We start from the raw sequence: 13,476 nt of genomic DNA, 5'->3' as shown, positions 1-13,476 counted from the left end.
ACTGCCCCCCGAGGGGGCTAATTTTCCTTGGGGCGGCCCGGCGGAAAATTGCCCCAACGCTTTTCGCTTCGCGCAATACGCTGCCCGGCGGAAAATTGCGGCTACCTTACGACAACGATGAACACCAGGAGAAATCCCATGAGCACGGTTTACGACTTCAAAGCGCGCCAGATCAACGGCCAGGACATCGCCCTGTCCGAATTCAGGGGCAAGGTCATGCTGATCGTCAACACCGCCAGCGAGTGCGGTTTCACGCCGCAGTTCGGCGGCCTGGAGGAGCTGCACAAAACCTATGCCGGCCAGGGGCTGGTGGTGCTGGGTTTTCCGTGCAACCAGTTTGGCGCGCAAGACCCCGGCAACGACAGCGAAATCGCCACCTTCTGCCAGGTCAACTACGGCGTGAGCTTTCCGATGATGTCCAAGATTGACGTGAATGGCCAGTCGGCCCATCCGCTGTACCAGTGGCTCTCTAGCGAGGCGCCCGGCCTGCTGGGCAGCAAGGCCATCAAGTGGAACTTCACCAAGTTCCTGGTCGGCAGGGATGGCCGGGTGGTCAAGCGCTATGCGCCGCTGGACAAGCCCGCCAGCCTGGCCAGGGACATCGAGGCTGCGCTGGCGGCTTGATGGGCAACCTGTGACAGGTTACGGTTGTAACAAAAAGTGATTCATGGCATGCTGGGTGCCAGCCTTCGGGCTGATGTTGCTGTCACTCAAAAATCATCCATTCAAGGAGGAATCCATGTCATTGCCGCGTTCCATCGCCAGCCTCGTGCTGTTCAGCCTGACGGCCGCCCAGGCCCTCGCCCAGCCCGCCGCCGCCCCGGCGAGTCTTCCCGCCTATGGCGCGAACCCCCAGCAGACCTCGGTGTCGGGGCTGTCTTCGGGCGCCTTCATGGCGGTACAGATGCAGGTGGCCTACTCGGGCTCCATCATCGGCGCGGGCGTCGTGGCGGGCGGGCCCTACTACTGCGCGGCCAACAACATGATGTACGCCACCACCATCTGCATGGGCAACGGCATGCCGATTTACCCGCCCCTGCTGGTCAGCGCCGCCCAGTCCTTCGCCGATGCGGGCCTGATTGACCCGCTCAAAAACCTGAACCAGCGCCGCGTCTATGTCTTCAGCGGCACCGACGACACCGTGGTGCGCCAGCCCGTGGTCGATGCCACGGTGGAGTTCTTCAAGGAGGTGGGCGTCCGGCCGGCCCAGCTGCAGTACGTCAACAAGATGCCGGCGGGCCATGCGGTCATCACCCCGAGCTATGGCAACGACTGCGCGGCCAACGCCGATCCCTACATCAGCCATTGCAATGTCGAAAGCAAGGGCTACGACCAGGCCGGGGCGCTGCTGCAGCACATCTATGGCCCGCTCCAGCAACGGGTTGACACGCCAGCCGGGCAAATTGTCAGCTTCAACCAGCGCACCTATGCCAGCAGCGCCACCGGCATGGCCGGCACCGGCTACCTGTACGTGCCCAAGAGTTGCAGCGCCACGGGCGCGAACTGCAAGGTGCACGTGGCGATTCACGGCTGCAAGCAGTCGGCCGAATCCGTGGGCAACCAGTTCTACACCGACACCGGCTACAACAACTGGGCCGACAACAACAAGCTCATGGTGCTGTATCCGCAGGTCAACAAGTCATGGAGCCCCCTGAACCCGGATGGCTGCTGGGACTGGTGGGGCTACACCGGCACGAACTACGCCTACAAGTCAGGCTCGCAAATGCAAGCCATCAAGGCCATGGTGAACCGGCTCGCGCAGCAGCCGAAAAAATCACGCACATAGCCCGGCTTTTTTATTGAATTCCAGCCCGGATGTGGCTGGATTTCGTTCCAGCAAAAACCGGCTTCCCGCCTGCACGGGAACCTTGAGCAGTTGCTGATTTTCAACAACAGCCAAGCGGCGGAAAAAAGGCGGCTTGAAGCCGCCCTGGATGGAGGCGCCGGAGCGCCCCGCGCCTAGCCCGGATTACTTGCTGTCATTCTTATGACTCTGACGCCCGGCTTCGACATTCTGCTCGGGCGTGCCGCCCCGGGTGCCACCAGAACTGCTGGCCGAACCGCCGCTGCTGCCTTGCTGGCCGCCACGGTCGTCGCCCTTCTGGCCTTGGCGACCGGCCTCGGCATTCTGCTGGGCGGTGCCGCCTTGGTTGGCGTTGCTACTTTGGTTACCGCCCTGATTGCCTGCCTGGTTACCGCCTTGGTTACCGCTGCCTGGATTACTGGGTGCCATTTTGTGTTCCTCGTCAAAAAATAAAAAGGATTTGGTACAACATGGCTGCTGTACCGATAGGTGCGGTGAACACCCGTTCTCCGCTTCTTTATTGAGGACTTCCTGAACGCTGCGCCAGGTAGTCCGGTCGTCGTGATTTGTGTAGGACGTTGCCAATTGCTACCGCATTTCCGCCAGCGCCCGAGGCCCCCGTAAATTCAATGAAATACAGCGTTTGCGCAATCAGCGCAGGTATATCCAGCTATTAATTCAATAGCACATCATCCAACACCTCGACCCAGTGCCGCACCGGCGTTTTCGTGCCGCTTTGCAGATGGGTAATGCAGCCGATGTTGGCCGAGACAATCATCTCGGGCGCCATGGCGTCCAGGTTGGCCAGCTTGCGGTCGCGCAGCTGGTAGGCGATCTTGGGGTTGAGCACCGAGTAGGTGCCCGCCGAGCCGCAGCACAGGTGCGCCTCATTGCCGGAAACCTTGATGTCAAAGCCCAATGTGCCCAGATGCTGCTCGACGCCGCCGCGCAACTGCTGGCCGTGCTGCAGCGTGCACGGCGGGTGAAACGCCAGCTTGGGGGCGCCCGCGGCAATCTTTCCAGCCAGGTCGGGCCGGCTGGCCTGCAGCGATTCGGCGATGATCGGCAGCAACTCGCTCAGGTCGCGGGTCAGGTCGCTGATGCGGGCGGCCTTGTCGGCATAGGCCGCATCGTCTTTCAGGATGTAGCCGTATTCCTTGACCGTGACGCCGCAGCCCGAGGCGTTCATCACCAGGGCTTCCACGCCCTGCTCCACATACGGCCACCAGGCGTCGATATTGCGGCGCATTTCCAGCTTGCCGCCGTCCTGGTCGTTGAGGTGGAATTTCACCGCGCCGCAGCAGCCGGCCTTGGCCGCCAGCACGACCTCGATGCCGGCGGCATCCAGCACGCGGGCGGTGGCCGAATTGATGTTGGGCATCATGGCGGGCTGCACGCAGCCCTCCAGCATCAGCATTTTTCGGGCATGGCTGCGCGTGGGCCACTGGCCGGCCGCCTGTTTGGACGGCACCTTGGCCTGAAGCGAAGCGGGCAGCAGGCCGCGCACCGCCTGGCCGATCTTCATGGCAGGCGCGAACAGCGGCGACGGCAGGCCTTCCTTCAGCGCCCAGCGCAGCGCACGCTCGCCGGCTGGGCGCGGCACGCGTTCATCGACCAGCTTGCGGCCAATATCGACCAGGTGGCCGTATTGCACGCCGCTGGGGCAGGTGGATTCGCAGTTGCGGCAGGTCAGGCAGCGGTCCAGGTGCAGCTGGGTCTTGCGCGTCGGCGCCTGGCCTTCGAGCACCTGCTTGATCAGGTAGATGCGGCCGCGCGGGCCGTCCAGCTCGTCGCCGAGCAGCTGGTAGGTCGGGCAGGTGGCGGTGCAGAAGCCGCAGTGCACGCATTTGCGCAAAATAGCCTCGGCCTGGCGGCCATCGGGCGTGTTCTGGAATTCGGGGGCGAGTTGGGTTTGCATGGGTAGTCTCAGGTGCCTTGTCGGAGAACCTTGCGCCTGAAGGTGCGCAGCAGGTCGGAATACAGGGGCGGCAGGCACAGGGCGAGCAGCAGCAGCGCCAGCGGAACCACCCAGATGAACCCCACGTACTTGAAGCCGGCCGCGCCGACGATGCCGCCGGCCACGAAGGCGCCCAGCAGCGTGCACAGCAGGCGCAGCTTGATGCGGTTGGCGCGCACCCGGGATTCGAGCGGGCCTTCGATGCGGTTCCAGTAAAACAGCTTGCCCAGCTCGATGCCGATGTCGGTCACGATGCCGGTCATGTGGGTGGTGCGGATTTGCGATGACGAGACTTTGCTGACCAGCGCATTTTGCAGCCCCATGGTGAAGGACAGCACCAGCACCGTGAACGGCACGGCAAACGGCGTCTGGCGGTTCAGCGTGGCGCCCATCAGGCCAAAGAGCAGCAGCAGCAGCGCCTCGACCAGCAGGGGCAGCGCATATTCGCTGCGCAGCCCGTGCTGGCGCGCCCAGTTCACCTGGATGGCCGTGAACGCCGCGCCGCAGGTGAAGGCCAGCAAGGCGCCCAGCGCCCCGAGCACCAGCTTCATGTTGCCCAGCACCAGGTTGTCGGCCAGCAGCGAGGCAAAGCCGGTCATGTGCGAGGTGTACATGTGAACCACCAGAAAGCCGCCAGCATTGATCGCGCCGGCATTGAAAGCCAGCACGCTGCCCAGCAGGCGGTTGATCGAAGCCGTCCGATGCTGGCCGGTCAGGTGGCGCAAACGTCGCATGCGCTGCCCTACCTGTCCATCGACATGCGGCCCGGATTGAAAACGCCGGCCGGGTCGAACTCTTTTCTCAAGGCCTGCTCGATGCGTGACTGCACGGGAGACAGCGGCGCAAAGACAGGCAACTCGGCCGGCGTCTGGGCGGCGCGCCTGAACACAGTGGCGTGGCCGCCGGCCTGGGCGGCAAGCCGGCGCAGCTGCGCGGCCGCCGACGCCGGCGCCCAGAGCCAGCGCAGCCCGCCATGCCACTCGATCAACTGCGCATAAGGCAAATCCAGAGCTGGCGTGGTCTGCGGCACGCTCAGGCGCCACAGGCAGGCGTCCAGCGCGGGCGGCCGGGCAAAAAATGGCAGGGTCTGCTCGCGGCAGGCGTTCCAGTCGGCGCCGGCCTGGGCCTGGTCCATCCGCGCCGCCTGGCCGCCGGCCGCCTGCACATCGGCCATCATGCGCGGGCACGCGGCCTCGACAGCGGCCACGGCGCCGCGCAGGCGCACGAACAGGAAATCCTGCCCGGGCGCGGTGCTGTCGTCATGCACCCAGCAACTGGCGTTGAGCGGCAGCGGCTGGCCGCCCCAGCGGTTGAGCAAATACAGCGCCTGTTGCTGCGGCAGGCGGCACTCCAGCGTGGCTTCGGCCGGGGCCACTGGCAGCACCTTGAGCGAGACTTCCAGCAGCACGCCCAGCGTGCCGAGCGTGCCGGCCATCAGGCGCGAGACATCGTAGCCGGCGACATTCTTCATCACCTGGCCGCCAAAGGTCAGGCTCTCGCCCTTGCCGTTGAGCAGCACCACGCCCAGCAGGTAGTCGCGCACCGCGCCGCTGCTGGCGCGCGCCGGGCCGCTGAGGCCGCTGGCGACCATGCCGCCGACCGTGGCGTTCGGGCCGAAGTGCGGCGGCTCGAAGGGCAGGCATTGGCCTTGTCCGGCCAGCAGCGCCTCCAGCTCGGCCAGCGGGGTTCCGCCGCGCACGGTCACGACCAGCTCGCTGGGCTCGTAGCTGATGACGCCGGCATGGGCTGCCATGTCCAGCACATCGCCGGCCAGCGCCTGGCCATAAAAGTCCTTGCTGCCGCCGCCGCGAATCCGCAAGGGCGTGCCCGCCTGCGCCGCATCGCGAACGCGGGCGGCCATCAAAGTCGTCATGTCAGTGTCTGCATTCATGGCGGGAATGGTACGCGTCCCCATTGCTGAGGGGTTTTGATTTTTTTGAACACGGTGTGTTCGGTTTTTTTGCAGCCCAGCAGCGCCTGATGGCTGGGCCTGGGTTGGTGCCGCATGTCGAAAACTCCAATTTGCTATTAATAACATAGCTGCTTGTGCTTTCTGGATATGCACAAACGACATTTTTTACTTAAAAACCTGGCCCGGCCAGCTCAATCCCTGAAAAAATTCACCGGCAACCCCGGCACCTCGACCCGCATTGAAAATATGCAGCCCGAATCGGGCCAGGCTTGCAGTTCGGCGGCCGGGCGGCCATGGCGGGCGGTGGTGAGGTAAAGCGTTTTGAGGTCAGCACCGCCGAAGCACGGCATGGTCGGGCATTGCGCGGGCACCGCGAATTCGGCCAGCAACTCGCCGGTCGGTGAAAGCTTGAGCAGCCGCCCGCCTTCGTACATGGCGACGTAATAGTTGCCTTCGCTATCGACAGCGGCGCCGTCGGGCCGGCCGCCATAGCCGGACATGCCCGCTTGCCAGCCTTCTGGCTTGACTGGCCATTGCCGGAACACCCGCTCATGGCTCAGGGTGTTGCTGCCGGCATCCCAGTCCCAGGCGCGGACCAGGTGGCGCGGCGTGTCGGCCCAGTACAGCGTGGCCGCATCGGGCGACCAGGCCAGGCCGTTGGCGGTGGTGGCATCGGCGGCCTTGGCTTCAAGCACGGGCGCGCGGCCGCCCCGGCCATCGAGCGAAAAAAGCTGCGCCCGGGCGGCGCCGCGCGGCTCGTAAATGGTGCCGGCCCAGAAGCGGCCCAGCGCATCGGCCTTGCCGTCGTTGAAGCGCAGGGTGGCCGGGTCGTGCTGCGCCGGCGCCAGCAAGGCCAGTTCACCGCCCCATTGCCGGGCGCGGTAAATGCCGTCGCGCAAGGCCATCACCAGGCCGGAGTTCTGGCCCCCGGTGCGAGCCGGCGCGATGCAGCCGGGCTCCGACGGCACGGTCCAGCGTTCAACCATGCCTGTGGCTGCATCGGTACGGCAAATCTGGCAGGTGGTGATGTCCACCCAGTACAGCCGTTGCTCGTCAGGGTGCCAGAACGGGGACTCGCCCAGTTCGCTGGGCTGGGAAATAGCGGGTTGCCAGGTCATTCAATCTCCTCGGGATTACGGTTCACAGTCAAATCCTGCGACTGTAGCGGCAAAAAAAACAGCCCGCTGGCTTGCACCAGCGGGCTGAACTTCCCTCAAAAAAACTCCGTCAGCTCAAATAGAGCGAAAGCAGCTGATAACGATTAACGGTTGTAGGCCGTTTCACCGTGCGCGGTGATGTCCAGGCCTTCGCGCTCGTCTTCTTCGCTGACGCGCAGACCGATGGTCAGGTCAACAATCTTGTAGGCCACCAGCGACACCACGCCCGACCACACGATGGTGATCAAGACGGCCTTGGCCTGAATCCAGACTTGCGACATGATGGAATAGTCGGCCGTGGTGACCATGGCTGCGGTCACCCAGTCAGCCACGTAGCCAGGACCGCCCAGGGCGGGCGAGTTGAACACGCCGGTCAGCAAGGCACCGACGATACCGCCCACGCCATGCACGCCGAACACGTCGAGCGAGTCGTCAGCGCCCAGGATCTTCTTCAGGCCATGCACGCCCCAGAGGCAGGCAAAACCGGCGATGAAACCAATCGCCAGGCCGCCGCCGATGCCGACGTTGCCGGCGGCCGGCGTGATGGCAACCAGGCCAGCGACAGCGCCCGAAGCGGCGCCCAGCATCGAGGCCTTGCCCTTGAGCAATGCTTCACCGACGCACCAGGCCAGCACGGCCGCAGCGGTCGCACCCAGGGTGTTGATGAAAGCCAGTGCGGCAAAACCGTTGGCTTCGAGTGCCGAGCCGGCGTTGAAACCGAACCAGCCCACCCACAGCAGCGAAGCGCCCACCATGGTCAGCGTCAGGCTGTGAGGCGCCATGGCTTCCTTGCCATAACCGATACGCTTGCCGACCATGAAGGCGCCGACCAGACCGGCCACGGCTGCATTGATGTGAACCACGGTGCCGCCGGCAAAATCAAGCGCGCCGGTCTGCCAGATGTAACCGGCCTTGCCGTTCATCGCATCGACCACTTCCTTGCCGGTGTAGGCATCAGGGCCCATCCAGAACCAGACCATGTGCGCCATCGGGGCGTAGCTGAAGGTGAACCAGATGACCATGAACAGCAGCACGGCGGAGAACTTGATGCGTTCGGCAAAAGCACCGACGATCAGGGTGCAGGTGATGGCGGCAAAGGTGGCCTGGAAGGCGGCAAACACGATTTCAGGAATCACGACGCCCTTGCTGAAAGTCGCAGCATTCGCAAAGGTGCCTGCCGCGTTGTCCCAGATGCCTTTCATGAACAATCGGTCAAAGCCGCCGATGAAGGCATTGCCCTCGGTGAAGGCCAGGCTGTAGCCGTAGATGAACCACAATACGAGGATCAGCGAGAACGTCACCATGACCTGCATCAGTACCGACAGCATGTTCTTGCTGCGCACCAGGCCGCCGTAGAACAGGGCCAGGCCGGGCACGACCATCAGGATCACCAGGATGGTCGAAACCATCATCCAGGCCGTGTCGCCCTTGTTGGGGACGGGCGCTGGCGCAGCGGCGGCGGAAGCTTCGGCGGCCGGAGCTGGCGCGGCGGCAGCGGGTGCAGCCGTGTCGGCAGGCGCGGAAGCCGGAGCGGCGGCAGCGTCAGGCTTGGCTTCAGCAGGCGCCGAGGCGGTTGCGGCAGGCGCTTCGGCCGGGGCCTGCGCCCAGGCGGTCGCGCCCGTGCCGAGCAAACTCAGTCCCAGCAGCAGGGAAGCAATCAGTTTTTTCATGTCGATGTTCTCTTTTTTTTCAGGGTGGTGAGGTCAGAGGGCTTCCTTGCCGGTTTCGCCGGTGCGAATACGCACGACCTGCTCAAGGTCGTACACAAAAACCTTGCCGTCGCCGATCTTGCCGGTGCGGGCAGAGGTCTCGATGGCTTCGATCACCCGGTCCACCAGCTCATCGGGCACGGCCGCTTCGATCTTGACCTTGGGCAGGAAGTCAACCACGTACTCGGCGCCCCGATACAGCTCGGTATGGCCTTTCTGGCGGCCGAAGCCCTTGACTTCGGTCACGGTGATGCCCTGTACACCCATGCCGGAGAGTGCTTCGCGCACCTCGTCCAACTTGAACGGTTTGATGATGGCAGTGACGAGTTTCATTTCAGTTTTCCTCCAGGATGAATAACAGGGCAGCGGCCACATGCCGCTGCCGCCGCATTACAGGGTTTTTGTAGGCATCACGTCCAGCGTGTACTTTTTGACAGAGTGGCCGCTATAAACGAGGGTAACGAAGATTGATTTCATGAAATCCCCGAAAAAAATTTAAAGTTGGCGGAACTTCTTTAGCAGGGACCGTGCCAGTTAATTTGCTTTTCCCCTGAAAACACCTGACCGATTTCATGGACGGCCGGGTTACGCTAGAGAATTACAACCTGTTACGCACCATCATGATGCACGCTCAATGCACAACTTTGATGCATTTATAAGAAAGTTAAAGAATGAGCCTGTCTTTAGTGCATAGCCGTGCATTGCTGGGTCTGCAAGCGCACCCGGTGTGCGTCGAGGTGCATCTGGCCAATGGCCTGCCTAGTTTCACGCTGGTCGGCCTGGCCGATACCGAAGTCAAGGAAGCGCGCGAGCGGGTGCGCTCGGCCATCCAGAATGCCGGGCTGGAGTTTCCGGGCAACAAGCGCATCACGGTGAACCTGGCGCCGGCCGACCTGCCCAAGGATTCGGGCCGCTTCGACCTGCCGATTGCGCTGGGCATCCTGGCGGCCAGCGGCCAGATTGATGCGCGCAAGCTGGCCGGCTATGAATTTGCCGGCGAGCTGTCGCTGGGCGGCGATGTGCGGCCGGTGCGGGGCGCGCTGGCCATGAGCCTGGCGATTGCCCGGCCGGCGCGCGGCGCGGCGCGCAAGCTGCCCCGGCTGGTGCTGCCCGAAGGCAGTGCGCAGGAAGCGGCGCTGGTGCCCGATGCCGAGATTTACCGCGCGCACCATCTGCTCGACGTGGTCAGGCAGTTCCTGCCGGGCGACGCCGTGCCCGAGGTGGCCGATGGCTGGACGCGCGTGGCGTCAGCCGCGCCGTCCCGGCAGCCCGCCTATGCGGACCTGGCCGATGTCAAGGGCCAGGCCGCCGCGCGCCGGGCGCTGGAGATTGCGGCCGCCGGCGGGCACAGCCTGTTGATGTGTAGTCCAATACACCAATGACCAAGACCGCATATAGCTACATCAGATTCAGCCATCCCTCGCAAGCTGCGGGGCGTTCACAACGCCGACAGATTGAGGAGTGTGAACGCTACTGTGAGGAGCATGGGCTGACGCTGGCTGAAGGAGACGACTACAGATTCTTGGATGAAGGTGTGTCAGGCTTCAAAGGTGCAAACCTTGAAGGCGAGGGGCAACTGAAAAGGTTTATCAATCTGGTGAAGGACGGCACTATCAAGCCCGGTAGCACGCTGATTGTGGAATCACTAGACCGACTGAGCCGGGATGAAGTGATAACAGCGCTGCCCACCTTCTTGAAGCTACTGGCTGAAGATATAGAGATTGTCACCCTGACAGACAGGAAGGTTTACCGCAAAGGTTGTACCGACACTGACCTGATTATGAGTATCTTGATTATGTCGAGGGCGCATGAAGAAAGCGCTACGAAATCTAAGCGCGTTAGGGATGCTTACGCAAAGAAGCACGAACTAGCACGGGCAGAAAATAAGCCAATGGGGAATGCCAAGCCTATGTGGCTTGAACTTTCTGACGACAAGAAGCAATACATATTACGGCCTGAACGTGCAGCTATCGTGCAGAGAATTTATCAACTGGCGATTGATGGCTACGGCAAAGGGGCCACTTCAAGGAAATTGAATATTGAAGGCATACCGTCCTTCAAGGGCAAGACTTGGGGCGTATCCAGTCTTGACAAGGTTCTGAACAATCGGGCAGTGCTTGGGGAATATCAGCCGTATTCTGTGCAGGTTGATGACAGTGGGGTAAGGCAAAAGAGCGGGGAACCAATCCCGAACTACTACCCTGCTGCTATTGATGAATCCACCTTCTATCAGGCCCAAGCGGCGATTAGTGGCAGAAGGGTTTCAGGCGCGTCTAAGCAGTCGGCTAACTTCAATGTTTGGCAAGGCGTTGCTAAATGCACCTTGTGCGGGAGTGCTATGCACATGGTCAACAAGGGCAAGCCACCCAAAGGCAACACTTACATTCAGTGCTATCAGGCCAAAAAAGGTCTGTGCCATAACAAGGTTACGAGACTGGATTCGTCTGAATTAGTGTTTAGGGAGTTGCTGACCATGCTGGATAGCCTGTCGCTGATTCAAGATGACAGCGGAAAGATTGGTACAGAGCTTGTAGTGATTGAAGCGCGGCTGACTGAAAAGAAAGGACGGCTTGCAGAGTACCTTGAGCTATTTACTGAGTCGCCTACCAGCGCAGTCAATGGCTTGATTGTCCGCACTGAGACAGAAATCAATGCGCTTGAGAAGCAGCGGGTAGAACTACAAACATCACTGGCTGCTGAGAAAACAATCGACAAACAAGGCTTCCTTAAAAGGCTTGACCTTGTTAGTTATGAAGGCAGGAACAGAGCCAACATGCTTCTAAAGAAATTGGAAGTGCTGGTGTACATCGGTAAAGGATATGTCGTCACACAACAAATTCAGTACAGGCATCAGAACGGCGAACTTGCAATGAAAAGGCAAGAAGCTGTATTCGTAATGGCGCATAAAGACGGCAAAGTAGGCCACATGGTGCTAGATGACCATCGGGAATATCCGGGAGGATATGACCACGTGGCTGAATCGCTGCTGGCGAGAATGGCACGGAATACACCATTTACCAGCATGTACGACCACAGAGAAATTTAATTTTCAGATACGCTAACAACACTAAGGACTTTTATGAAAACTGATAACCCAACTCTGACGACGTACCTCAAGGCAGAAGGTCGTTATAACAATGGCAAGGCTTCTACGGTGGATATGGTCGTGATGGCTCTTTTTGAGGAAGTGAAAGAGCAAGCGGCTAATATGCGGGCGCAGGCGTTAAAAATCTCTTACCTTGAGACTGTGCAGGCTTCAAGCACTGCCAATGAGGAATGCGCCGCGCTGCTGTTGCGCTGTTCAAAGCGTGCTGGTTGAATATGACTAAGTTCTAAAGATCAATACCTTGAAAAGTATGTGCATGGACTGCACTCTCAGGAATAATCTTCGCAGAAATAAAAATAAATCATACGCAAGATGCGGGATTATGGTTCAATCGCACATCAACCAATGTAAATATTGAAAGGCTTCACACCCATGCCGAACTATGCACAGTATCAACAAGAGATAAAAGAGGATATTGCTGCTACCCTCAAAGCTGCGCAATGTCAACCAATCCTATTTGTCGGTTCTGGATTCTCTCTTCGCTACGCAAATGGGCCTTCATGGGAAGTCTTGCTGAGACAGTTGGGAGCCATGTGTCCACTTATTGATAAGGATTTTGCGTATTACAAGCAGAAGTACGATGGTGACCTTTGTAAGTTAGGTTCATTATTCGCAGAGCATTACTTTGAGTGGGCATGGTCGTCAGAAGGTAAAAAGCACTTCCCTCCAGCACTATTTTCTCCAGGGATGCCGCGTGACTTTTATTTTAAGTATGCTGCCGCAGAAATGCTTGCTAGTCTGAAGCTTGAGGACTCTACGTTAAGCGAGGAGCTTGCTGCATTCAAGGCTATAGGACCGCATGCAGTCATCACAACGAATTACGATACCTTGCTTGAGCCGATCTTTCCTAAGTACGATGTTGTAGTGGGTCAAGATGTCTTCAGAACTTCACCGTTGAGTGTTGGTGAGATATTCAAAATTCATGGCTCTATTGCTGACCCCTCGTCGCTTGTGTTGGTTCAAGAGGACTATGATGATTTTGAAAAAGATAAAAAATATCTTAGTGCCAAGTTGCTCACTTATTTTGTAGAACACCCGCTGCTCTTTATAGGTTACAGCGCAAGCGATGCGAACATTCGCAATGTTTTGTATGATATGAGTCGCATGTTTAAGCCGAGCATGATGTTGATTCCAAATATCTATATATTACAATGGGATAAAAATCAGAATGAAAATAGTTATCCTCCACGCGAATATGTCCTAGAAGTTGGCGATGGTGTGAATGTCCGTATAAAAAGCATTACTGCAAAATCTTATGAATGGGTCTACCAAGCATTTGGTGCTGGCGGCACTATGGAAAAAGTTGACCTGAAAGCTCTGAGGTCTTTGATGGCACGGATGGTCAATCTCATAAGAACAGACATTCCCACTAAAAACGTGCAGATCAACTATGCTGCACTTGAGAAAGCCATATCGGATGGGGATAGCTTTGCAAATCTGTTTGGCGTTACAAACTTAAATGACCCTGCTGCAGCGAATGCAAACCATCCGTATACTGCAACTATGTTGACAAGAGAACTTAAATTATCTCATTGGAGTAAAGCCAATAAATTAATTGAGCAGGTCAAGAAAGATCATGGCTATGACATAAAAGCAAATGACAATATTTATCATGTGCGCATAAAAAGTGGAGACGCTGAGTCGAGCGCAGTACGTAAGTATTCGGCTAATTTGGTAGCTCTTCTGAATAAAGTTATGCTAGGTGAAGAATATAAATTACCCGCTCATCTATTGGCAGAGGTACACGCTATAAATGATGCACCTGTGCCTTAAACGAGTGTGTATTAAGTAAGTGCTATTTGTACAGAAGTTATTTGCTAATAGTCTTACT

12 protein-coding genes and 1 pseudogene are annotated in these 13,476 nt (G+C 59.0%); 6 read left to right on the top strand and 7 right to left on the bottom strand.

What is annotated here, in order from left to right; all coding sequences use genetic code 11:
- Nucleotides 1–138 precede the first annotated feature (138 nt).
- Entirely contained in the window at nucleotides 139–624 is a 486-nt protein-coding gene (locus ABLV49_RS00700; RefSeq protein ID WP_349279723.1) for a glutathione peroxidase, read from the top strand.
- A 115-nt stretch (nucleotides 625–739) separates the two neighbouring features.
- On the top strand, nucleotides 740–1,786 hold the full coding sequence (locus tag ABLV49_RS00695; protein ID WP_349279721.1) for an extracellular catalytic domain type 2 short-chain-length polyhydroxyalkanoate depolymerase: 1,047 nt from the start codon (nucleotides 740–742) through the stop codon (nucleotides 1,784–1,786).
- A gap of 183 nt (nucleotides 1,787–1,969) precedes the next feature.
- On the opposite strand, the gene ABLV49_RS00690 is transcribed toward ABLV49_RS00695, so the two are convergent.
- The 7 genes from ABLV49_RS00690 to glnK form a co-directional block, all read right to left on the bottom strand.
- A complete protein-coding gene (locus ABLV49_RS00690) occupies nucleotides 1,970–2,389 on the bottom strand; it encodes a hypothetical protein (RefSeq protein WP_349279719.1) in 420 nt (139 codons plus the stop codon).
- 88 nt (nucleotides 2,390–2,477) lie between these two features.
- Entirely contained in the window at nucleotides 2,478–3,722 is a 1,245-nt protein-coding gene (gene glcF / locus ABLV49_RS00685) for a glycolate oxidase subunit GlcF (protein WP_349279718.1), read from the bottom strand.
- An 8-nt stretch (nucleotides 3,723–3,730) separates the two neighbouring features.
- Nucleotides 3,731–4,495, bottom strand: a complete 765-nt coding sequence (locus ABLV49_RS00680) for a YoaK family protein (RefSeq protein WP_349279716.1) — start codon at nucleotides 4,493–4,495, stop codon at nucleotides 3,731–3,733.
- A gap of 8 nt (nucleotides 4,496–4,503) precedes the next feature.
- Nucleotides 4,504–5,652, bottom strand: a complete 1,149-nt coding sequence (gene glcE / locus ABLV49_RS00675; RefSeq protein ID WP_349279714.1) for a glycolate oxidase subunit GlcE — start codon at nucleotides 5,650–5,652, stop codon at nucleotides 4,504–4,506.
- A gap of 212 nt (nucleotides 5,653–5,864) precedes the next feature.
- A complete protein-coding gene (locus ABLV49_RS00670) occupies nucleotides 5,865–6,791 on the bottom strand; it encodes an SMP-30/gluconolactonase/LRE family protein (RefSeq protein WP_349279712.1) in 927 nt (308 codons plus the stop codon).
- A 143-nt stretch (nucleotides 6,792–6,934) separates the two neighbouring features.
- Nucleotides 6,935–8,500 (bottom strand): ammonium transporter, encoded by a 1,566-nt coding sequence (amt, locus tag ABLV49_RS00665; RefSeq protein ID WP_349279710.1) that lies wholly within the window; start codon nucleotides 8,498–8,500, stop codon nucleotides 6,935–6,937.
- 33 nt (nucleotides 8,501–8,533) lie between these two features.
- The gene (glnK, locus tag ABLV49_RS00660; RefSeq protein ID WP_011799555.1) at nucleotides 8,534–8,872 is read right to left on the bottom strand and encodes a P-II family nitrogen regulator; all 339 of its coding nucleotides are present in this window, start codon (nucleotides 8,870–8,872) and stop codon (nucleotides 8,534–8,536) included.
- A gap of 338 nt (nucleotides 8,873–9,210) precedes the next feature.
- On the opposite strand from glnK, the pseudogene ABLV49_RS00655 reads away from it, so the two are divergent.
- The 4 genes and pseudogenes from ABLV49_RS00655 to ABLV49_RS00640 form a co-directional block, all read left to right on the top strand.
- A pseudogene (locus ABLV49_RS00655) lies at nucleotides 9,211–9,909 on the top strand (magnesium chelatase domain-containing protein); the annotation flags it as partial.
- Nucleotides 9,910–9,917: 8 nt separating this feature from the next.
- Complete coding sequence (locus ABLV49_RS00650) at nucleotides 9,918–11,585, top strand: recombinase family protein (RefSeq protein ID WP_349279709.1); 1,668 nt, start codon at nucleotides 9,918–9,920, stop codon at nucleotides 11,583–11,585.
- 33 nt (nucleotides 11,586–11,618) lie between these two features.
- The gene (locus ABLV49_RS00645) at nucleotides 11,619–11,858 is read left to right on the top strand and encodes a hypothetical protein (RefSeq protein ID WP_349279707.1); all 240 of its coding nucleotides are present in this window, start codon (nucleotides 11,619–11,621) and stop codon (nucleotides 11,856–11,858) included.
- Between the two features lie 159 nt (nucleotides 11,859–12,017).
- Nucleotides 12,018–13,418 carry an SIR2 family protein gene (locus tag ABLV49_RS00640; protein WP_349279705.1) on the top strand — a complete coding sequence of 467 codons (1,401 nt, stop codon included), beginning with the start codon at nucleotides 12,018–12,020 and terminating at the stop codon, nucleotides 13,416–13,418.
- Nucleotides 13,419–13,476 lie beyond the last annotated feature (58 nt).

The sequence above is a fragment of the Polaromonas hydrogenivorans genome (assembly GCF_040105105.1).
Classification (GTDB): Bacteria; Pseudomonadota; Gammaproteobacteria; order Burkholderiales; family Burkholderiaceae_C; genus Polaromonas; species Polaromonas hydrogenivorans.
The sequence above is the reverse complement of the archived record's forward strand: the minus strand, read 5'-3'. Positions and strand labels throughout refer to the sequence as shown.